This is a genomic window from Pseudomonadota bacterium, assembly GCA_016711215.1.
Taxonomy (GTDB): Bacteria; Myxococcota_A; Polyangia.
On sequence record JADJTL010000003.1, the window covers coordinates 100,896 to 121,881 of the forward strand.

Here is a 20,986-nt window from a genome sequence, read left to right on the forward strand (position 1 = left end):
CGCCCGCGGAGCGCCCTAGTCGCCACCTCGAGCACAGTAGGCCAAGTCGGCCGCGGCGCGCTCGGCGAGGGCCGCCACGGTCAGGCTCGGCGGAACGCCCAGCGCCGTCGGAAAGACGCTGGCATCGACGATGCGCAGCCCTTGATAGACGGCGCCGCTGGGCTGGAAGACCCGCAAGCGCGGATCGACGACGCCAGTCTGCGACGTCGCGCCGAGACTGCAGCCTCCCAGCGGATGCACGCCGAAGCTGCGCATCCCCGGCCAGCTCCCGACATTGCGCACGACCGTGCCGCCGACGACGCGCGCCCAGTGCTCGAGCCGCTCGGCGGCGAAGCAGAGGATCGGATCCTCTGCGTAATCGGGCCAGTCGATCGCGGCGCGCCCCTGCGCGTCGAAGCAGGCCCAACCGCGGCCGGAGTCCTCGGCGTCGAGCTTGTACATGAAGCTATGCGCCAGCGCTCCCTCGGCGGCGACGCCCGCCGCGTCACGCAGCCGCCGCTGCACGCGTCGCCACCAGGGGTCGTCGGCCGCCGCCGCGCCCAGCGCGCCGCCGGGCAGCGCGCCGGCAAGGAGCGCCAGCACCCGGGCCGCGGGTCCACGCGCGAGGGCCGGCACCCGCCCGCTCATCACGGTCAGCGTCCGCGCCGTGCCCCCCGCGTCGACAAAGGGCAGCCGCACGGACGTCGTAATCGGCGCCCCGTGCTCGCCAGCCAGCGGCAGCGCCGTGTTGTAGAGAAACGCCAGCCCATCGCCGTTCATGCTCATGCGCTGGCCAAAGGCCGCGCTCGTCGGTACGGCCGTCGCGCTGCGCTTCAGCAGCTCGAGCGTGCCGAAGGTACCCGCCGCCAACACGACCTGGCGCGCGTGCAGCGACGCCTCCGCGCCGCCGACCGTCGGACGCAGCGTCAAAACCCATCCGCGCTCGCGATCCGGCCGGAGGTGGACAACCTCCGTCTCCGTCAGCACCTCGGCCCCTCCCCGCTCGGCCAGCGGCAGGTAGCTGAAGTCGAGCGAGCGCTTTGCGCCGAGATTGCAGCCGGGCACGCAGCAACCGCATTGCGTGCAAAGCCGCCAGTCGATCGTGTTTTCCAGCTCGACGCGACGCCCCGGCTCGAGGCGATCGAGGAAGGCCTGATCGCCGAGCGCTCCGGCCAGCGGATTCGGCTCGGGCGCGAGCACTGACCAGGCCCGATCGAGGTAGGGTCCGAGCTCTGCGGCCGACACCGCCCATGCCTCGAAGACCCGTGGCTCCGGCCGCGCGGTGATGCCGTAGTTGACCAGACTCGCGCCGCCGTAGCCGCTGACCAGCGCGTTGCCGGTGCCCGCGCCCAGGCGCATCGCCCACAGCCCGAGCGGATTGCGGCGCGACATCCGCGCGCGCGCGACCCCGGCCAGGGTCGTCGGAAAGCTGCCCGGCGGCCAACGGCGTCCGCGCTCGATCAGGACGACGCGACCCTGCGCGGCGAGCCGCGCCGCGATCACGCTGCCGGCGTAGCCGGACCCCACGATCGCCAGGTCGACGCCGCTCACGAGGCCCCGAGGCGCAGCCCCGTCGGCAGCGCATCGCCCAAGAGCTGCCCCTGCTCGGCGTCGTCGAGCACCGTGATCTCTCGCACGCAGTGCACCAGCCGCGCCGGCGCGCCCGCCGCCTCGAGCCGCTTCAGCACCATCGCCCGCAGCTCGGCCGGCACGTCACGCTCGGCGTCGCCACAGCGCCGCGCGAGCTGCACGACGGCCGGCACGATCGCGCGTCGAACCTGCCAGTCCGCGTCGAGCAGACGCTGCAGCCACTGCTCCGCGCGCCCGGCGGGCACCACCTCGTCGAGGGGGCCGTAGACCGGCACGCGCGCCCCGAGGCGGCCCAGCGCCCAAACGTAGTGCGCCTCGCCACGCCCGCTCAGCGCGCCGCGCAGCGCGACGTCGCCCAATCCCACCTTGGACCGCGCCGGAATGCGCTCCAGGCTGGCCGCCGCGCGCCACATCTCGCCCAGCTCCTGCCGATGCGTGCCGCCCTTCTTTGCCGCTGCGGCCGCGCGGGCAGCCGCGCCGCTCAGTAGCTGCGGCGCCAGCTTGTTGGTCAGCTCGAGCTGTTGGCCGCGGTCGAGCCCGCCGGCCACGCGGCGCCACAGAACCCACCACGCGACGCGCGGCCCGAGGGCGTCGTCGTGGACCAGACCCGCGCGGAAGACCGTCCAGAGCCCTGCGATGCGCTCGGCGTCGAGAGGGTCGCCCCAGCCGGGGCGCAGCAGCAGACCGGCGAGGTTGAGCCACAGCGCCTCGTGCTCGGCGCTGGCGTCGCGCGCTTTGCGGCAGTCCCAGAGGGGCTGCCAAAGGGCGCGGATGACCGGTCCGGGCCAGGCCAGACGCTCGGCGCCGATAATCGCCTCCAGGCGCTTGTTCAGCCCCTGGGGCGCGTCCTGCTCGCCACGCGCCGCGCCACGAGCGAAGGTGCCGCGGATCGCCTGCGCGGCAGCCTGCAGGGTCGCGTCGTCGAGCGCCACGGTCGAATCACCGAGGCTCGGACCTGCGGGCGCCGCCTCTGCCGCGGGCGCGCGGAGCGTGAACTCGAGCTGCCACTCGTGGTCGTTGGCTTGCGCGGCACACCAAAGGCGCAGCGTCCCCAGCTCGGTCATCTCGCCGCCGAGGGTCACCGGCAGGCGCTGGCTCGCGCCGCTCTCGCCATAGGCCAACACGGTATGCAAGGGCGCGAGCTCGAGAAACACATCGTCGGTCAGCTCAACCAGCTCGCCGGCATCGTGCCCCAGCGGCGCCGTCGAGCAGTAGAGCGCGAAGCTGACCGGGCGATCCGTCAGCACCTCGAAGCGGCCTTGCTCGACCCGCACCCGCTGCCCCTCCTCGACACCGAAGGGGATCAGGCATACGGCCCGCCGGCGCACCGCACCAGGATCGTCGACGCCCACGTAGTAGGCGCGCGCGCTCCCACCACGGATGCGCACGCCCTTACCCGCCCGCGCGAGCCCATAGCCGGCAGCGCCAAGGGCGACCGCGAGGTCCAGGCTATGGCTCTCCAGCACGCGCGGCTCGGCGCCGAGCCATTGCGTCAGCGCGTCGACCACCCGGTCCTGGACCAACAGGGCCTTCATCGCCCCGCCGTTGAAGAGCACCGCGTCGGGCCGAGCGTCGTGGCGCCGCAGGAAGGCGGCGAGGTTGCGGGTCACCGCCGGGTCGTTGGCATAGGGCAGGCCCAGCTCCTGCAGTCCACCGCGTCCGCGCAGGGGGGCCTCGTCGAAGGCGACCAGCGGAAAGAAGCCGTCCAGCACCAGGTCGATCACCTCGTCGCGAAAGAGATCGATGCGCAGGGTCCCGCCGACCAGGCGCGAGCCGCGGCCGGCGACCGTGATGCCAAAGCGTTCGGGTGCACTGGCGCCGAGCAACACCTCTTTGGCCTGGCGGCAGGCGTGGACCAGCGCGGCCCACTGCACGGCGTCGAGCTCGCCGGCGCGCTTGACCAGGCGGCGCTCGAGGTGGCGCGCGAGGGTCACATCGATGTTGTCGCCGCCGAGCAGCAGGTGATCGCCGACCGCGGTGCGCTCGAGCGACATCGTCGCCCCGCTGCCGTGCACCGCGATGAGCGAGAAGTCACTCGTCCCGCCGCCCACGTCACAGACGAGCACCCGCTCACCGTCGCGGAGCTGCTCACGCCAGCCCTCGCCTTGACTGCCCACCCAGGCGTAAAAGGCCGCCTGCGGCTCCTCGAGCAGCGTCAGGCGATCGAGGCCGGCTTGCCGCGCCGCCTCGATCGTCAGCGCGCGCGCGACCTCGTCAAAGGAAGCTGGAACCGTCAGGACGACATCGCTGCGGCCCAAGGTCCACTCGACGCGCCCCTGCGAGCGCTGGCGGTCCCAGACCTCACGCAGGTGCTGCAAATACCGCGCGGCGGCGACGACGGGCGAGAGGTGCGGGACCTCGGACGGGCTACCCCAAGGCAAGAGGGGCGCGAGGCGATCGACGCCGCCGTGGCAGAGCCATGACTTCGCCGACGAGACGAGCCGCGCCGGCACCACGGCGCCCTGATCGCGCGCAAGCACGCCGACGGCGTAGTCGCGCGCCGCATCCCACGGGAGCGCCGTCGCTCCGCCTGGCAGGTCGTGCGCGCCAGGCAGGTAGAGGAACGAGGGCAGCGTGGGCTGCGCGGCAACCTGCCCCGGGGCCACCAGCTGCGGGAGCTGCAAGAGACGCAGCGGCGGTTGCTCCGCAGGATCACCGAGGTCGACGTAGGCGACGGCGCTGTTCGTCGTGCCCAGATCGATCCCGACGATATAGCGCGCCTGAGCCATCGCGTAGGGAAGATAGCAGGCGACGAGGGCCTTGGGTACGGTGCGGGCGACATCACGCTGGCCCGGCGCCGACGACCACGCTAGCATGGCGCCTCGCTGAGAAAATCCCCGCTCGGCGCCGACCGTGGACGGCACGCGTCGGAAACCCTAGGTGACTCGCATGCCGGCCTTGGCGCGCACCCTCAACTCGATCCCTCTCACCAGCGCCGTCGCGGGCGCGCTCGTGCTCGCGCTGGCGGCGCCGGTGCAGGCCCGGCGGATGCTGCTCCACCTCGAGCATGGTCGGCCCGTGGCCGCCGAGCATCAGCGCCTGATCGAACGCCTGGTCGACGCGCTCGGCCCTGGCGCCGTCCTCCACGGGGAGGCGTTGTCCGACCTGGTCGAGCAGCGTGTCTCGCGGGCGCCGGGACCAACGACGGCGCCGTCCCGGCTCGGCCTCCGGCTGGCCCACGGACGGGAGCGCTTCGTCGAGGGCGAATACAGCGCTGCTGCCGTGATCCTCTCGGATCTGCGCGACGAGCTGCTGGCCCGGCCCGCTCTGCTCGGCGAGCTGCCGCCGCTGCGCGACGCCCTCTACCAGACGACCTTGCTCTTGGCGCTGGCCCGACAGCGAGCGGGCGAGGGCGCGGCGGCCGCCGCGCTCTGGTCTGCCCTGGCGCGTGGCTTTCCCGACCGCGAGCCGAGTCGCGCCGCGCTGGGCCCCGAGCCGGTCGAGTATTTTCGCGCCGCGCTGGACGAGCTCCGCGCGGCGCGCCGTGGATTCCTGACGGTGACGAGCGCGCGTGACCGCCGCTGCATGGTTGTCCTCGACGAACGGCCGCTCGGCGTTACGCCGCTGCGCGCCGTCAGCCTCCCCGTCGGCCGCTATCGTGTCTACGCGCACCTCGACGGTGAGCGCGGGCGCGTGGTCTTCGTCGAGCTGCGCCCCGGGGCGCAGCGGCTCGTCGTCGACTGCGCACGGGACGCGGCGCTGCAGACCGGCAACGGCGCGGTCGCGCTGCGCTACGCCACGGAAGGCCAGTTGCTCGCCCAGCTCGCCAGCGATGCACGCAGCATCGGCGCGGCGGTCGCGGCAGACCAGGCACTGCTCGTCGAGGTGCAGGGCGCGGTCGCCCAGGCGACGTTGACCGGCAGCGTCGTTCGCGTGCGCGATGGCAGGCTGCTGCGCCGCGCCAGCGTCGGGATAGCACCGACCCTCGACGCCACTGCGGGCATCAACGCCCTCGCGCGCTTTCTGCTACGCGGAGCGCCGAGCCCGCTGCTGGTCGCCGCTTGGGCCTCCGAGGACGCGCAAGGGCGCGCCGACGCGCGGACCTTCGGCCCCTGGCCCTGGATCGCGTTGGCGGGCGGCCTGGCGAGCCTCGGCGCCGGTATCCCGCTCCTGCTGATCGATGGACACGGCACCTGCTCCGGGACCCCTCGCTGCCCCAAACGCTACGCAACGGCGACGCCCGGGGTGATCCTCACCGCCGCCGGCAGCGTCGCCCTGGCGGGAGCCGCTACGCTCTTCGCACTACGCCGCGGGCCCTCGCGCGCGCGGCCGCCGAGCGCCACGCTGCTCGCGCCATCGATCGGTCCTTGGGTCGGCCAAGGGATCGCCGGACTGACCGCCGCCGCGCTATTTTGACAGCAGCCAGCAGGGCGCCTCTGTCGCCCTCTTGCTGCCATGGTCGCCCTGGAGGTAGCGGCGCAGCCGCTGCTCGAGTTCGCTCGGGGTCGAACGCTGGACGCTCGGCCGCGCCAGCAGCGCCTCGTGCCAACGAGCGATCCGCGGCACGGCGCCGAAGCCATCGAAGGCCGGAATGATGCGTTCGAAGAGACCGAGGCGCTGCAGCGCAGGCGCGATCGCGGCATCGACCAGCGAGAAGGCCGCGCCATTGAAGTAGGGCCCCGCCTCGAGCTGGTCGGCGAAGCGCGCCAGCAGCTCGCGCACCGTCGCCAGCGCAGGCGCCCCAAGCTCGACGGTCGCGGCGACCATCAAGCGGTGCAAGGCCGCATTGATCGCCGAGGCCGTCTCGATCCACGCGCGGTTCTGCGCGCGGCGCAGGGGATCGGGCGGGTGCAAGTGCGGCTCCGTCGTCGTCTCGTCGATATACTCGGCGATCGCTGCCGACTCGAACAAGACGTGACCATCGACGAGCAGCAGCGGCACGCGGCCGAAGGGCGAGACCTTGAGGAACCAGTCGGGCTTGTCGCTGAGATCGATGAGCACGAGCTGATAGGGGGCCCGCTTCTCCTCCAGCACGATCGCGCTGCGCTGAGCGTAGGGGCAGAGCGCAAAGCTGACCAAGCGCACGCGATCCACCGCTCCCGTCGTCGCCTTCATCGGCTTTTCCTCTCGCTCTCCCGGGAGCCACCGCCGGCGACCCGGAGGGCCCTCGGGCTCTCGCGTCATGCGCCCGCGTCATTTCCCCGTGTCATTTTTCCGCAGCTGGGGCCGCACCCTCGATCAGCAGGCGCCGACGCGCCTCCGCGTATTCCGTGCTCAGCGCGAAGTCGATCAGCGCTGTCTCGGCGGCGGCGTCGCGCTCGGCCACGACGCGACCACCAGCGACGAGATCGCCACAGGCCAAGAGCGCAGCCCGATCGGCGCTGCGTTGCACGCCCACCAGCCAGCGTCCCACGGCATCGCCTGCGCTCGACGCCACCTCGGCGCCCCATCGCGCACCCCAGCGACCACCTTCGTCCATCACGGTCGTGCGCGCACGGAAGGCGCGCACGAGCTGCTGCACCCGCGCCGCCTCGCGCCGCGCCCCGGCGCTGGCGAGGCCTGACTGCGGTCCCCAAACCTCGAGCGCTGCGACCACGTAGTCCTGCAGCAAGGCCGGCTCGCGCCGACAGGCCGCAGTCCAACCCGGACGGAACTGCGCCAGCGCCCGAGCCAGCCGAAACGCTGCTACACCGCTTTCCGGCTGCGACGCCGCCCCTGGCCCGACGACCAGCACCGGCGGCTCACCGTCAAAGGGCTCGACCGTCTCGTCCGCCGCAGGGCTGATCACCAGCAAGGGTTCGGGCACCTCGAGCTGCCGGGCCAAACCCGTCAGCAGCTGAGTCGGCGCCGCAGGCCAAAGCGATTGGGCGGCGATCGGCGGCGGCAGGCCCGCCGCGACGGGCACGGTGGGATGCAGCTCGCGCAGGACCCGCGCCACCAACCCGAGCAGCTCCGTCAGCCACGGCGCGGCATCCGGATGCACCACGGCCGCCCAAGCTGCCTCAGCGAAAGCCGGCCTGACGACCGACCGTAGCGGCGCCCTCGCTTGCTCGATGAAGCGCAGTTGCTCGGTGTCCGCGACGCCGCGCAGCATCGCGGCCGCGGCGACGTCACGCGCCGGCTCATGGCGACCCGCGTCGCGATGGAGTTCAAAGAGCTGTTTGAGCGCGCCGCGGTCGCTGGGATCAAGGCGCAGGCAGGCGCGGAGCCCCGTCACCGCCTCCGACCAGCGCCGCGGATCGGCGCCGTCACTGCGCGCGACGGCCAGGCGCAGCTCGCTGTCGTGGGGGTCGAGCTTGAGCGCGGCCTTCGCCGCCAAGAGCGCGCGACGGTCATCCTTGAGTTCGTCGCGATAGAGGCGCGCGAGCCGCTTCCACAGCGCCGCGGCGCGCCGACGGTCGGCGCTCCCGAGCAAGAAGATCGTGCGCCGATACTCCTCTTCCAGGCCCTCCAGGTGCGCCTGCTCGCGCCAATGCTGTTCGAGCAGCTCGAAGGCCTCGCCGCGCGTCGGGTCGAGCTTGACCGCCTCCTGGAAGTGCGCCACCGCCTCGTCGGCGGCGCCAAGCGCGAGGCTGATGCGCCCGGCCGCGACGTAGGGCGCCGGATGCTTCGGATCCGCAGCCAGCGCCTCCTGCACGTGCAACATCGCCTCGGCACCTGCGGTCGGCGTCCGGCCATGGCCAAGGAAGTGGGCGAGCGCCTCCTCGGCGCGGTAGAGCGGCTGATCGTGGAGCTTGCGTGCGTCGGCGAAGGCCAGCAGCGCCTCGCCCTGGTGGCCGCGCTGCAGCAGGTCCTTGCCGCGCTGGTAGCAGTCCTCCGCACGCATCGCGGCGTTGCCTCGGTTGCTGCCCCGCTGCGTCGCGAGCTCTTGGTCGTAGCGCGCGCGGGCCTGCCGATCCTTGAGCACCGCGAAGGCCGCGTCGAATGCGGAGCAGATCTCCTCCAGGTGCCCGTACGCCTCGCCAAGATCGAGGTCGCGGTAGCGACCGAGGTCGAAATGCTTGCGCTTGACGCGGTACGCGACCTCGATGCCGGCCGCGTCGGTATCGCCGATCACGCCGAGCACCTCATAGTGGTTCTTGCGGTGCAGACCGAGGTAGGTCGATTCGATCAGCTGCCGCGCCAGGCGCAGCGCGTCGCTGCCCTCTTCGCGTGGCGCGGCGTGGCTGCCGCTCGCCGCCGCTGAGGGCGACGCCCCCGCGCCGACCATCGCGGCCCCTGTCGGAAAGGGTGCGAGCGCCGGCGCCTGGCGCAGCGGCGCCGCCAGCGTGTCCAGCGCCAGGAGATCAAAGCTCGGCAGCTTCTGCGCGGTCGCCTGTCCGGGAGACGGGTCTGCAGCGAGGTCGCCCGACCGCACAGCGCGGCCGGCGCCGGCGCGCCTCGGCGACGAGCCCGGCCGGCCGATCACCGCGTCACGGCCGCCAAGCGCCGCGCTGCCCCCCTCGGGCAGCACCATCCCCGTCTGCAACAGAACCTCGACCTGGACCGCCACGGTCGAGCGATCCGGGAGCGCTCGCAGCTCCTCGACCGTGCAACCTCGAGCGGCCGGCCCCAGCACCCGGTCGCCCACGGCCGCCGCGAAGGCCTCCCGATAGCGCTCGAAGCGTGGTTGCGACAAGAACCTCAGCGAGCCGCGCCAGCGCTGCAGCCGGGCCGCCGCGTCCTCCACGTCGATCGAGCCGCGCAGACCCTCGAAGACCACGCGCACCGGGTCGACGGTGCAGCGTGGGACCTTCCCGGCGACCTCCGCGTCCACTTGATAGACCCAATGCCCAGCGTGCCAGCGCAGGCAGCGCTCGAGCTTGAAGGCCGTCTGCTGCACCAGCTCGGACAGGACGTCGGTCTCGCTCATGATCCGCGCCCGCACCAGCGCCTCGCCGTAGCGCAGGCGCTGCTGCTGCGCCAGACGCAGCGCCCCGCGGTGTTGCTCCTCCGTCAGCCCGCCGCGGCGCAAGAGCAGCTCGCCGAGCGCCTCCTCGCGCAGATTGGACTGCACGAAGATCGGGAAGCCGTTGAGCACGAAGATACGCTTCTGCAGCTTGTCGCGCGCGAGGTCGAGCGTCCCGGACCACTGCTCCTCGAAGGCGCGCAGCAGCAGCGCTGCCGGCGCGTCTTGCGCCAGATCGCCCTCGGCGCGCTCGATCGCCGCAACAGCCACACGCGGCGGGGTCGCGACCCGCGGCGCGCGCCCTGCGCTCGTCGCGCTCGTCGCGGCCTCGGCCACCGCGGCCCCGGCCGCCGGAGGCGGCAGCTCGGTCTCGGCCGCCCCTCGCTCCGGGGTCGCCGGGCCCAGGTCAGCCAGCAGCCGACGCACCTGGTCGGCGAGCACGCGCGGACTGAAGGGCTTGAGCTGTACGTGCACCCTGAAGTCGCGCTCGAGCTTCCGCAGCACGCCGGGGTCGCGGACGATCGCCGAGGTCGCGACGATCACCAACCCCTCGCCACCCTCGCGGCGCAGCGCCTCGATCAGCTGGAAGCCATCGAGCTTCGGCATCAGCAGGTCGGTGATCACCAGCACCGGCGCGTGCTGGCGAAACAACGCCAACCCCTCGGCGCCATCGCTGGCGGTCAACACCTCGAGCTGGTGATAGCGCAGCATGCGATCGCGCTTGAGCACCATCTCGATGATGTTGCGCGTGTGGAGGTCGTCCTCGACGACGAGAACCTTGAGCTGCGACACAATCCGGGAGGCTAGCAGATTCGGCGCGGTCTTTGAAATTGAGCTTCAGCGCGCGCGGGGACGGGAGCCGAAAAACCACCGACGGCTTTCAGATCGAAACGCGGGCCACGGGCTGGATGTTGACCGAGGGGAGCAGCTCGCTGAACGCCAGCACCGTCAGGGCCGGATAGTCGTTCTCCAGCAGCCGCCGCACGAAGCGCCGCACCTCGACGTTGGTCAGCAGCACCGGCGAGGGCTCATCAGCGGGAATCCCCGCCAGCTCGCGACCCACGGCCGCGACGATGTCGCGCGCCAGCGTCGGCTCGAGCGCCAGGTAGCTGCCCTTGTCCGTGCGCTGCACCGCGCCGCGGACGGCATCCTCGATCAGCGGGTCCAGCAGATAGGCGCGCAGGGTCCCGCGCGGACCACCCGCGTAACGATGGCTGATGTGCCGGCGTAGACCCATCCGCGCGTATTCGCTCAACACCAGCGGGTCGCGCTCACTGACCGCCCACTCCGCCATCGCGTGCAGGATCGTCCGCAGATCGCGAATCGGCAGCTGCTCGTCGAGCAGGCGCCGCAGGATTTCGGCCAGCATCGGCAACGAGACCAACTTGGGCACAACCTCGTGGACGAGCGCCGGATGCTCGCGCTCGAGCCGATCGAGGAGCTCCTGCGTCTCCTGGATGCCAACCAGCTCGGCCGCGTGCTGACGCAAGACCTGGGCAAAATGCAGGACGAGCTGGGTCGCTGGATCGACGAGGTCCAGCGCCGCGCCCGGGGGCAGCGCTGTCCCCGCGGGCAGGCAGCTCGCCGATCCCCGAGACCGGGCAGCACGAGCGCGCGCCCCGCCGGCAGCCCCACCGCGACCAGCCGCGCAGCGTCGGCGGCCACCACCACGCCCTCGACCACCGCCTCACCGGCGGCGATCGGCGTCTCGTCGAGCGCGAAGCGGTATTGAGCGCCGCGCAGCGCGCGACCACGCCGCACGTGGATGCCGGGAATCGGCAGGCCCAGCTCCGCGCGCATCAGCTCACGCAACCCCGGCAGCAGCTCGACGACCAGACGTCTTCCATCGCCGCTGGCATCGACGTAGGGTAGCAGGGCCGGCCCGACCTCGAGCGCGAGGCGACTGGTCAGCCCCGAGACCTCCCCGTCGTCCAGGCGCAGCGGGCTCCCCGGCCAGGTGGCCGCGCCAGCGCCAGCGCCAGCGCCCCCGCCCGAGGCGGCGACCCGCACGCGCAGGCCCCAGGCGACGGCTCCCGCCGTCGCGGCGAGCAGCAGGAAGGGCAGCCCTGGGAGACCGGGCACCAGCCCGAGCAGCGCCAGCAGGACGGCGGCGATCGCAATGGCCCGCGGCTGCGCGAGCAGCTGCCGGCCGATGTCATGACCGAGATGAGTGCCCTCTTCCTCCGCAGCCACGCGGGTGACCACGATACCGGCCGCGGTCGAGACCAGCAGCGCCGGGATCTGGCTCACCAGGCCATCGCCGACGGTCAGCAGGGTGTAGAGCCGACCGGCGTCGGCCAGGTTCATACCCCGCTGGAGCACGCCGATCGCCAGCCCTCCGAGAATATTGACCAGCGTGATCAGGATGCCGGCCACGGCATCCCCCTTGACGAACTTCATCGCGCCGTCCATCGCGCCATAGAACTGCGACTCCCGCTGGAGTCGCGCGCGCTGCCGTCGCGCCTCGTCCCCGTCGATCGTGCCCGCCCGCAGCTCGGCGTCGACCGACATCTGCTTGCCCGGCATCGCATCCAGCGCAAAGCGCGCCGCCACCTCGGCCACGCGCTCGCTGCCCTTCGCGACCACGACGAACTGGATCAAGGTCAGGATCAGAAAGACCACCGCGCCGACGACGAGGTTACCGCCGACGACGAAGTTGCCGAAGCTGCTGATCACCTCGCCGGCGTCCGCCTGCAGCAAGATCAGCCGCGTCGAGGAGACATTGAGCCCGAGGCGAAAGAGCGTCGTGATCAGCAGGATCGTGGGAAAGGTGGCGATGCGCAGGGCCTCGACCACGTAGATGCTGACCAGCAGCAGAACCACGGCGAGGGCGATATTGGTGGCGATCAGGATGTCGAGCAGCAGGGTCGGCAGCGGGATGATCATCATCCCCACGATGCCGACGACGAGCGCGGCGAGGAGCAAGTCGCCGTGGCGCAGCAGACCAGCGACACTCGGTCTCAGGCGGGACCAATGCATCGGTAGGACTCCTCCTGGTGCCGCGGCCTCCGGGCCGAAGGCCAGCGGATCAATCGCGGTGGTAGGGCGCGCCGCCGATAATCGATACCGCGCGATAGAGCTGCTCCGCCAGCACTAAGCGAGCGATCCGATGGGCAAGGGTCAGGCGTCCCAGCGCGAGCAGCCCGTCGGCGCGCGACCGCGTCGCCTCGTCGAAGCCGTCGGCGCCCCCCACGGCGAAGACCAAACGCTGGCCGCCGGCGCTCAACCAACCGTCGAGCCGGCCGGCGAAGGCACGGCTGGTCAGCAGCTCGCCGCGCTCGTCGAGCAGCACCAGACGGCTGCGCGGCGCGACCGCGCGCGCGAGCTCCGACGAGGCGCGCAGCTCGCGTTCGGCCACCTGCAAGAGCGGCGCGCAGCGCCGATAGTACTCATCGCAGAGCGCGCGAAGCCCGGCATCGCGCAGCTTCCCAACGCAGGCGACTTCGACGCGGCGCATGCTTTGCTCGACGCCCCTGGAGCTTGTCAGCGGGAGGACGGCCGCGCCGCACGAGCGTCGCGGCCGCTGGTCAGCCTGCGGCTGGGCAGGCGCTCAGACGCGCGCGGCGCTCAACGCGCCTCCGCCGCTGCGCGTTGGGGGCTCTCAGTGGCCAAGGGTAAGCGTTCAGCGTCGATCCAGAGGCCCTCGAGATCGTAGTAGCCCCGATGCGACTCTTGGAAGACATGGACGAGCAGGTCGCCATAATCGAGCAGCAGCCAGTTGCCGCCGCGCTTGCCCTCCCGCCCGCGCAGATCGTGCCCATGCTCCTTCAAATCCTGTTCAATGGCCTCGGCGATGGCGTCGACCTGCCGGGTGCTGCGGCCGCTGAGCAACAACACGAAGTCGGTGTAGGGGCAGATTTCCGTCACATCGAGCAGCACCGGATCCAGCGCGCTCTTGCTGCAGGCGGCCGCAACAGCTTGCAGCGCCAAGTCGTGGGCATTCGTCAAGGTTTCGTCAACTCCTCAATTAGTCCTCAATTGGCGGACCACCAGCGCCTCGTCGTGGCTCGAACAACAGAGCGCCCGGCAGCAGGCCAGCGCCGGCAGGCGCCGCGCCGAGCTTGGCACCTGGCGCCGACCATATCGTGCCAGGCACGAGGGCGCCAGGCAGGCGATCGAGCGCACCGAGGGGCCCCCGGGGCAACCCTGCCAGCAGGACCCGCCCGCTCAAAGCGCGGGCCAGGCCGGGTCGAGCGGACGCTCACCGAGCACCATCTGACGCTCGAGCTCCAGGCGACGCCCCCGCACCGCGGCGACGACCTCCTCGGCGGGCGGCGCTGCGACGACGCCCGCCCTCCCCAGCTCGGTGATGCTTTGTTCGAGCTCGAGATCGAGCCGGCCACGCGCCGCGCCCGCGCCGGCCGGCGCGGGTATGCCTGTCGGTCCCGCCCTACCCGCGGGCAGGGTGAAGCTGCAGCGCGCGCGCAGCCGCGCCAGCATGGGCGCACCGGTTGCTCGGTCGAGCGACACGCTGCCGCTCAGCAGCTCAACCTGCACCGACCGGCGCCAGCGTCGGGCGGCCGCGCTCGCGGACCGACCAACGCCGCCAACGAAAGCGGCAGGCGGATGCTCCGCGCGGCGCAGCGCCACCTGCCAGGCGGCGCGACCGAGCACGGTCACCGCTCGGGCTGAGTCAAGCGCGACGAAGCGCTCGAGCAGCTCGAGATCGTCAGACAGCAGGCCGTAGGCCCGGTCGGCCAGCCGCCAGGGCTCCTGCCGATCGCTGGCCCGTCGGCGTAAGAAGCGATTCCAGCGCTGCCGCAAATAGAGCCAGCCGTCGAGCCAGCGCAGCTCGAGGCCATATTGGTCGTGGGTGTCCTTGCGAACCCAGAGGCGGCCGCCCGCGTCGAGGGAGAGCTCGACGGTCTGCGCGACCTCGACCACCGGCCGCCCAGGCACCGTGCGCACCAAGCGCGAGTGGATCCGCAGCCGATGCGGGCCGAGCTGCCTAGCAAAAGCGCTGAAGGGCTGCCGCAGCGCCGCCCACAGCTGCGCTGGGGTCTCGTCCGGGCGCGGTGCCGGCCCCGCGTCCGCGGCGTGGGGCGTAGCGAGGACCTCGCCCGGCGGCGCCGAGACCGAGACGGCTCGACTGCCGCACGCGCTCACGAGCGCAAGGGTCGCTATCACCAGTCGCACAGCGGCCCTTCTCCCATTGGCGCCCGCTGCTCGTCAATCGCCGCGCGCAGCGCCTCGCGCCGGGGTCGACGCAGCGACACGGCCTGGCCACCGCGAGCTCGGCTACCGCGCTCTCGGCCGCCGCAAGCTTGGCCGCCGCGATTGACAGTCCCGCGCAGGAGCCAGCATGCTCCGTACGCGCCCCCCCCCCGTGGGCGCAGAAGCAACCCAAGGAGGTCCTCGATGCGCCCACCTCGCCTTCTCACGCGCGGACGCCTTGGGCGCAGAGCTCTCGCAGGCCTGCTGACCCTGTCTGGCGTGCTGGCGGCGACGCCAGCAGGGGCCCAGTACGCGGTCGGTCACCGGACCTTCGGGGCGGGAAGCGCTGGCGGCGTGGGCGCGGCCAGGCTCGATCTCGACTTCACCGACCTCGACGCCAGTCCGGTCGCGTTCCTCCTGCCTACCGTCGAATTCAAGGTCTTTCTCGGCGATCAGCTCTCGCTCGACGCCAGCATACCCGTCGGCAACATCGCGGCGTCGAACGCGCTGAAGGACTATTTTCTGGCAGCCGGCGAAGTCTATCTCGGCTTCCACCCCTCAGCGCCGGGCGCCGTCGAGCTCTTCGTCGCCCCGGGCCTCGGCTTCAGCTTCGCCACGCACGAATACGCCCTGCCAACCGGTCGCAGGGCCAGCGAAGAGGCCTGGGCCTTTCACGTGCCGGTACGGCTCGGCGTCGAGTTCAACAGCGACAGACGTAACTTCTCCCTCTTCCTCGCCGCCCGGCCCTTCTTCAACCTGATCCACGGCGCCCGCGGCGACATCAACCCAGGGGGGGGCGTCCTGCTCGAGCTCGGCGTGATGGCCTACGCCACGCGCTATCGCCCGAATCGCTACTGAGCGTGCGCGCCTAGCGCGCGAGGCGATCGATCTTGGCGGCGAGGACGAAGTCGCTCTCCGTCAGCCCGTCGATCTTGTGCGTCCAGATCGTGATGCCGACCTTGCCCCAACCAAGCAAGAGCTCCGGATGATGGCCCTGCTGCTCCGCCAGCTCGCCGACGGCGTTGGTGAAGCTCAGCGCCTGACGAAAGTCGCTGAAGGCGTAGTCGCGAGCCAGGTGGTGCGCCTCGACGACGCGCCAGCCGCCGTCGAGGCGCCGCGCGAGCGCCTCCAGCGCCGCGCCCTTGAGGGCCGGCACGCCGCCGCGGCAAGGCTCGCAGCTACGCTGGCAGAGGTCATCGTGCATCGGGTCGTGCATCGGGTCGTGCATCGGGTCGTGCATCGGGTCGTGCATCGGGTCGTGCATCGGGTCGCGCGTCGGGTCGTGCATTGGGTCGCTCCCGGCGCCGCGGGAATGTCGCCGCGCCACGACTGCGTGTAGCATACGCCCTAGGCAGGGCAACCTCGTGCCCCCCGGCGATACGGCCCTCAGCCCCAGCGCCCCCGCGCCCGAGGCAAAGCGATGACGATCCAGCTCGGCGTGGTGATGGATGCGATCGCCACGATCAAACCCTCGAAGGACAGCACCCTGGCGATGGCGCTCGAGGCGCAGCGCCGCGGCTGGGCCTTGGCCTACATCGAGCAGCGCGACCTCTTCGCCCGCGACGGCGAGGCCTGGGCGCGGATGCGACCCCTCAGCGTCGCCGACGATAGGGAGCGCTGGTTCACCCTCGGCGACGAGCGGACGGCGCGACTGACCACGCTCGACGCGCTGCTGATGCGCAAGGATCCGCCCTTCGACCTCGAGTACATCTACAGCACCTACTTGCTCGAGCTCGCCGAGCGGCGCGGCCTGCTGCTGGTCAATCGGCCACAAGCGCTGCGCGACCACAATGAGAAGCTGGCGATCGCCGCCTTCCCGCAATGCACGCCGCCCACCCTGGTCAGCCGCGAGCGCGCGCGCCTGCGCGCCTTCGCCGCCAGCGAGCAGGAGGTCGTGATCAAGCCGCTCGACACGATGGGCGGCAGCTCTGTCTTCCGCGTCCGCGCCGACGACCCCAATCTCAGCGTGATCCTCGAGCTGATGACCCAGCACGACACGCGCACGGTGATGGCGCAGCGTTTCGTCCCCGAGATCAGCGATGGCGACAAGCGCATCCTACTGGTCGACGGCGTGCCGGTACCGTGGATGCTGGCGCGCATTCCAGCCCCCGGTGAGACGCGCGGCAACCTGGCTGCCGGCGCCCGCGCCGAGGGTCGCGCGCTCGGCGCCCGCGAGCGCTGGATCTGCGAGCAGGTCGGTCCGACCCTCCGCGAGCGTGGCCTGCTCTTCGTCGGCCTCGACGTCATCGGCAACTTCCTGACGGAGATCAACGTCACCAGCCCGACCGGGATCCGCGAGCTCGATCGCCAGTTCGGCCTCAACATCGCCGGGCTGCTCCTCGACGCGATCGCCAGCCGCCTCGCCGCGCGAGCGCCAGCCACGACGCCCGGGGTCGACGGCTGAGCGGACCGCGCGACGGCCGAGCCAGTGGCCGTGGCGCCCTGGACGACGCCCGCGACCGCGCCTCCGGTGCGACGTCCAGGCCGGCGCCCGGCACCGTCCTGTCGCGCACCGCGCGACGCGCGCGGAGATTCGCGGCGCGACGCGGACTCAGGTAAGCTCGCTGGCTCCGGGACGACATCAGGCACGATAGCCGGGGAGGTAGGCACCCGATGAGCATCTTTACCTGGGAGGGGCGAACGCGCACGGGAGAGCCCCGGCAGGGCGTGATGGAGGCGCCCAACGACGCCGCCGTCGTTCAGCGGCTGCGCGACCAGAACATCGTCGCCAGCAAGATCAAACGCAAGCCACGCGAGATCAGCCTCCAGATCGGCACGGGCATCGCCCAGCGCGACGTCGTCGTCTTCGCCCGTCAGTTCGCGACGATGATCGATTCGGGGCTGCCGCTGGTGCAGTGCCTGGAAATCCTCGGCAACCAGGCCGACAACAAGACCTTCGGCAAGCTCCTGGCGGGGGTGCGCGAGCGGGTCGAGGGCGGCGCATCCCTCTCCGACGCCCTGCGCGGCCATCCCAGGATCTTCGACGATCTCTTCGTCAACATGGTGCAGGCCGGCGAGGTCGGCGGCGTGCTCGACACGATCCTCAACCGCCTGGCCATCTACATGGAAAAGTCGATGCGCCTCAAGGCCAAGGTCAAGGGGGCCATGGTCTACCCGGTCGCGATTTCGGCGGTCGCTGTCATCGTCATCGTGATCCTGCTCTGGAAGGTCATTCCGGTGTTCGAGAAGATGTTTCTCGACATGGGGGCGGGCGCGCTGCCCGGGCTGACCCAGATGGTGATCACGCTCAGCCGTGCCTTCGTCAGCAACGTCCACCTGATCTTCATGGGCGGCGCCGCGATCGCCGTCGGCTACGTCGCGGCGATGCGCACCCGACGAGGCAAACGGCTGGCCCACATCATCCTGCTGCGCTTGCCGCTGATCGGCTCCGTGCTGCGAAAGATGGTCGTCGCCCGCTTCTCACGGACCTTCGGCACGCTGCTGGCGAGTGGTGTGCCGATTCTCGACTCGATGGAGATCTGCGCCCGCACCTCCGGCAACATAGTGATCGAAGAGGCCATCAACGAGGTGCGCGCGCGGGTGGCCGAGGGTAAGGACGTCGCCGGCCCGCTGGGCAAGACGAACACCTTTCCGCCGATGGTCGTGCAGATGATCGCCGTCGGTGAGCAGACCGGTAACATGGACCAGATGCTGCAGAAGATCGCCGACTTCTACGAGGAGGAGGTCGACGTCGCCGTCGCCGCGCTGACCAGCCTGATGGAACCGATGATGATGGTCGTCCTCGGCGGCGTCGTCGGTTTCATCCTGATCGCGATGTATCTGCCGATCTTCGAGCTCGGTGGCTCGATCCGCGGCGGCTAGCCCCGCCACCCGCGCGCGGCCGACAATGATCTCCCGCACGCAGTCCGCGCTCTTCCCCGCGATCGGCCCGACGCTCAGCGCCAAGCCCGACCGCGTCAAACAGCTGCGCCGCTTGACCTCGGTCATGCTGCTGCGCGTGGTGCTCTACACGCTGCTCTTGGGCGGTACGGTGGTGGTGCACGTCGTCTGGGGCGCCGCCGAGGAGCTGGCCGGCGCCTACGTGGCGGCGCTCTTCGTCTTCATCACCAGCATCTACGTCCTGAGCATCTTCTACGCGCTCTGGTTGCGCCGCACCCGCGACCTGCGGCACATGGCCATCGCGCAGATCGTCGTCGACCTGCTCGCCAGCGCGGTGCTGGTGCACTGCACCGGCTCGGCCGAGAGCGCCTTCGTGCTCTTCTTCCTGCTGAGCCCGATCGCCGCCGCCCTGACGCTGCGGCGCCGCGGCGCGCTGATCACCGCGCTCGCCGGCTCGGCGCTGCTGATCGCCACCGTGTTGCTCGGGTACTGGCGCTGGCTGCCCGTGCTCCCCGGACTCAGCAGCTATCCCTGGCAGCTTCCGGCAACCACCGTCGCCCGCCGCCTCGCGATCAGCTGTTCAGCGATGCTCGCCATCGCAGCCCTCGCCGAGCACCTGGCCGAGCAGCTCCGCCAGGCGGCGACGCAGGTCGAGGCGCAGCAGGCCCAAATCGCCGACCTCGCGGCCATCTACGGCGACGTCGTGCGCTGCCTGACGAGCGGTCTTCTGACCGTCGACAAGGGGGGGCAGGTGTTGACGAGCAACGACGCCGCCTGCGAGCTGCTGCAGCGCAGCGAGGGCGCGCTGCTCAATCAGCCGCTCTCGGCGCTGGCCCCCGAGCTCGCCACCCTGCTGCGCAACGGCCAACCGGTGCAGCGAGCGGAGGTCACGCTCCGTCCGGGCGCAAAGGGTCAGCCGCTCGTCCTCGGCGTCTCCGTCTCGACCCTCGCCGACCGTCACGAACAGGTGATCGGCCACATCCTCAACTTCCAGGACCTCACCCGTCTGCGCCAGATGGAGCAGACGATGCGACGCTCGGAGCACTTCGCGGCCCTCGGCCGCGTGGCCGCTGGCGTCGCCCATGAGATTCGCAACCCCCTGGCCTCGATCTCCGGCGCCTTGCAGCTGCTGCGCGGCGAGCGAGCGCTCGAGGGCGAGAACCGCGCGTTGATGGACATCGCCCTGCGCGAGATCGAGCGCCTCAACGGCCTCGTTTGCGAGCTCTTGGACTACACGCGCCCGCGTGAAGCGCCCGTCTTCGAGCCGGTCGAGCTCGGCGCAGAGGTCGAGCAGTACGCGGCACAGCTGCGCGGTCTGCTGGTCGCCGAGGACGCCCCAGGCGTGGTCGTCGAGACCTCCGATTGCGCGCTATGGGTACGCGGCGATCGCGACCGCCTGCGCGGCGTGCTGTGGAATCTGGTGCAAAACGCCTGGCAGGCCGGCGAGCACGCTACCGTCACGGTCGGCGTACGCCCGCTCGGCGATGAGCAGGTCCTGGTCGAGGTTCGCGACCGCGGACGAGGCATCGCGGCGGAGCATCGGGAGCGGCTCTTCGAGCCCTTCTTCACCACCCGCGCCGAGGGGACCGGGCTCGGGCTGGCGATCGTCCACCGCGCGGTCCAGGACCACGGGGGAAGCATCGAAGTCGTCAGCGAAGCGGGGCACGGCACGACCTTCAGCATCACGCTGCCCCGGGTGCCCGCACCGAGCGCCGCGGCCTAGAAACAAAAACCCAGCCGTTCACAGCCGCCAAGGCCGTCGCAGTTCGACCAATCACCCTCGCAGGACCGGCAGCTTCGCGCCTGCGCGTGGCAGTAGTCGCGGGTCGAGCCGCAGCTCGCCCGCACGTCCGGACTGCAGCACGCGACCCGACTTTCGCAGCCGTCGTCGTTGCCGCCGGCGACGCCTCGATTGCAGTTGAAGATCCCGGGGTCGCAGGCCCGGCACTCATGGAAGCTCGGACTGCAGTAGAACCCGTCGCCGCCGCAGGCGGTCAGCGAGCTCGGCTCGCAGGGCTGGAGCAGTAGCCCGGCGTCGCGCAGCAGCTGCGGCAAGCCGAGATCGGGCGTCAAGGCAGCACAGCTCGGGCCGTCGCGCTCGCAGGCATTGTCGTCGCGACCATCGCAGTTCAACGATCCGGCGACACAGCGCTGGCAGCGAGCCGTGGAGGGATTGCAGAACTGAGCGGGCTGAGCACAGACGAAGATCAGGTCGCAGCGCGCACCCTCGCAGCTCAAGGCGCTCTCGCAGCCGCCGAGGCCATCGCAGTTGAAGCTCCCCGGCGGGCAAGCGGCGCAGACACTCGCCGCGCAGTAGCGGCCCGCCGAACCACAGGCGCTCGGCGTCGTGGCGGCGCAGCGCTGCGGTGGGCCGTCGATGGGTACCCCACCGTCAGTGCCGAGCCCCGCGGGGTCGGGACGGCCGACGATGCAACCACCCGCGAGAAGGAGCGCGCACCACCCGAGACGACCCCCGAGACGACCCCCGAGACGACCCCCGAGACGACCCCCGGAAGGCGTCTTCCGCCGCGGCCAGGGGCGGCGCCCAGCTCGCCGCGGCGAGGCAGCCCCGATCCCCCGCCGCAGCCGGCGAAG

The 20,986-nt window shown here is 71.5% G+C and carries 14 protein-coding genes and 1 pseudogene; 5 read left to right on the forward strand and 10 right to left on the reverse strand.

The features are described from left to right. Positions 1–15 precede the first annotated feature (15 nt). Both IPL40_09430 and IPL40_09435 read right to left on the reverse strand, forming a co-directional pair. Positions 16–1,530 carry a GMC family oxidoreductase gene (locus tag IPL40_09430; protein MBK8481379.1) on the reverse strand — a complete coding sequence of 505 codons (1,515 nt, stop codon included), beginning with the start codon at positions 1,528–1,530 and terminating at the stop codon, positions 16–18. Then, positions 1,527–4,385 (reverse strand): Hsp70 family protein, encoded by a 2,859-nt coding sequence (locus IPL40_09435; GenBank protein MBK8481380.1) that lies wholly within the window; start codon positions 4,383–4,385, stop codon positions 1,527–1,529. Before IPL40_09435 ends, IPL40_09430 begins: the two co-directional genes overlap by 4 nt. A gap of 73 nt (positions 4,386–4,458) precedes the next feature. Between IPL40_09435 and IPL40_09440 the strand changes: the two genes are divergently transcribed. Then, entirely contained in the window at positions 4,459–5,925 is a 1,467-nt protein-coding gene (locus IPL40_09440) for a hypothetical protein (protein ID MBK8481381.1), read from the forward strand. Here the strand turns inward: IPL40_09440 and IPL40_09445 are convergent. The 6 genes and pseudogenes from IPL40_09445 to IPL40_09470 all read right to left on the reverse strand — a co-directional run bounded on the left by IPL40_09445 (position 5,917) and on the right by IPL40_09470 (position 14,533). Next, positions 5,917–6,624, reverse strand: coding sequence for a glutathione S-transferase family protein (locus IPL40_09445; GenBank protein MBK8481382.1), 708 nt, complete (start codon positions 6,622–6,624; stop codon positions 5,917–5,919). The genes IPL40_09440 and IPL40_09445 overlap by 9 nt on opposite strands. A gap of 91 nt (positions 6,625–6,715) precedes the next feature. Beyond that, the gene (locus tag IPL40_09450; GenBank protein MBK8481383.1) at positions 6,716–10,189 is read right to left on the reverse strand and encodes a response regulator; all 3,474 of its coding nucleotides are present in this window, start codon (positions 10,187–10,189) and stop codon (positions 6,716–6,718) included. An 88-nt stretch (positions 10,190–10,277) separates the two neighbouring features. Beyond that, positions 10,278–12,376: pseudogene (gene sctV, locus IPL40_09455) on the reverse strand (type III secretion system export apparatus subunit SctV). A 49-nt stretch (positions 12,377–12,425) separates the two neighbouring features. Beyond that, on the reverse strand, positions 12,426–12,854 hold the full coding sequence (locus IPL40_09460; protein ID MBK8481384.1) for a 23S rRNA (pseudouridine(1915)-N(3))-methyltransferase RlmH: 429 nt from the start codon (positions 12,852–12,854) through the stop codon (positions 12,426–12,428). 110 nt (positions 12,855–12,964) lie between these two features. Further along, positions 12,965–13,345 carry a ribosome silencing factor gene (gene rsfS / locus IPL40_09465; protein MBK8481385.1) on the reverse strand — a complete coding sequence of 127 codons (381 nt, stop codon included), beginning with the start codon at positions 13,343–13,345 and terminating at the stop codon, positions 12,965–12,967. A 219-nt stretch (positions 13,346–13,564) separates the two neighbouring features. Beyond that, the gene (locus tag IPL40_09470) at positions 13,565–14,533 is read right to left on the reverse strand and encodes a hypothetical protein (protein MBK8481386.1); all 969 of its coding nucleotides are present in this window, start codon (positions 14,531–14,533) and stop codon (positions 13,565–13,567) included. A gap of 222 nt (positions 14,534–14,755) precedes the next feature. Here IPL40_09470 and IPL40_09475 point away from each other — a divergent pair, with 222 nt between their 5' ends. Then, a complete protein-coding gene (locus IPL40_09475) occupies positions 14,756–15,409 on the forward strand; it encodes a hypothetical protein (protein ID MBK8481387.1) in 654 nt (217 codons plus the stop codon). Positions 15,410–15,419: 10 nt separating this feature from the next. Here the strand turns inward: IPL40_09475 and IPL40_09480 are convergent, their stop codons facing one another. Continuing rightward, positions 15,420–15,755: a 4a-hydroxytetrahydrobiopterin dehydratase gene (locus tag IPL40_09480; GenBank protein MBK8481388.1), complete on the reverse strand. Its 336-nt coding sequence runs from the start codon at positions 15,753–15,755 to the stop codon at positions 15,420–15,422. Between the two features lie 216 nt (positions 15,756–15,971). Between IPL40_09480 and gshB the strand changes: the two genes are divergently transcribed. The 3 genes from gshB to IPL40_09495 all read left to right on the forward strand — a co-directional run bounded on the left by gshB (position 15,972) and on the right by IPL40_09495 (position 20,114). Further along, positions 15,972–16,955: a glutathione synthase gene (gene gshB, locus IPL40_09485; protein ID MBK8481389.1), complete on the forward strand. Its 984-nt coding sequence runs from the start codon at positions 15,972–15,974 to the stop codon at positions 16,953–16,955. A gap of 209 nt (positions 16,956–17,164) precedes the next feature. Continuing rightward, positions 17,165–18,373, forward strand: a complete 1,209-nt coding sequence (locus IPL40_09490; protein MBK8481390.1) for a type II secretion system F family protein — start codon at positions 17,165–17,167, stop codon at positions 18,371–18,373. A 25-nt stretch (positions 18,374–18,398) separates the two neighbouring features. Next, on the forward strand, positions 18,399–20,114 hold the full coding sequence (locus IPL40_09495) for a PAS domain-containing protein (GenBank protein MBK8481391.1): 1,716 nt from the start codon (positions 18,399–18,401) through the stop codon (positions 20,112–20,114). Here IPL40_09495 and IPL40_09500 read toward each other — a convergent pair. After that, complete coding sequence (locus IPL40_09500; GenBank protein MBK8481392.1) at positions 20,111–20,629, reverse strand: hypothetical protein; 519 nt, start codon at positions 20,627–20,629, stop codon at positions 20,111–20,113. The two genes, IPL40_09495 and IPL40_09500, sit on opposite strands and share 4 nt — an antisense overlap. Positions 20,630–20,986 lie beyond the last annotated feature (357 nt).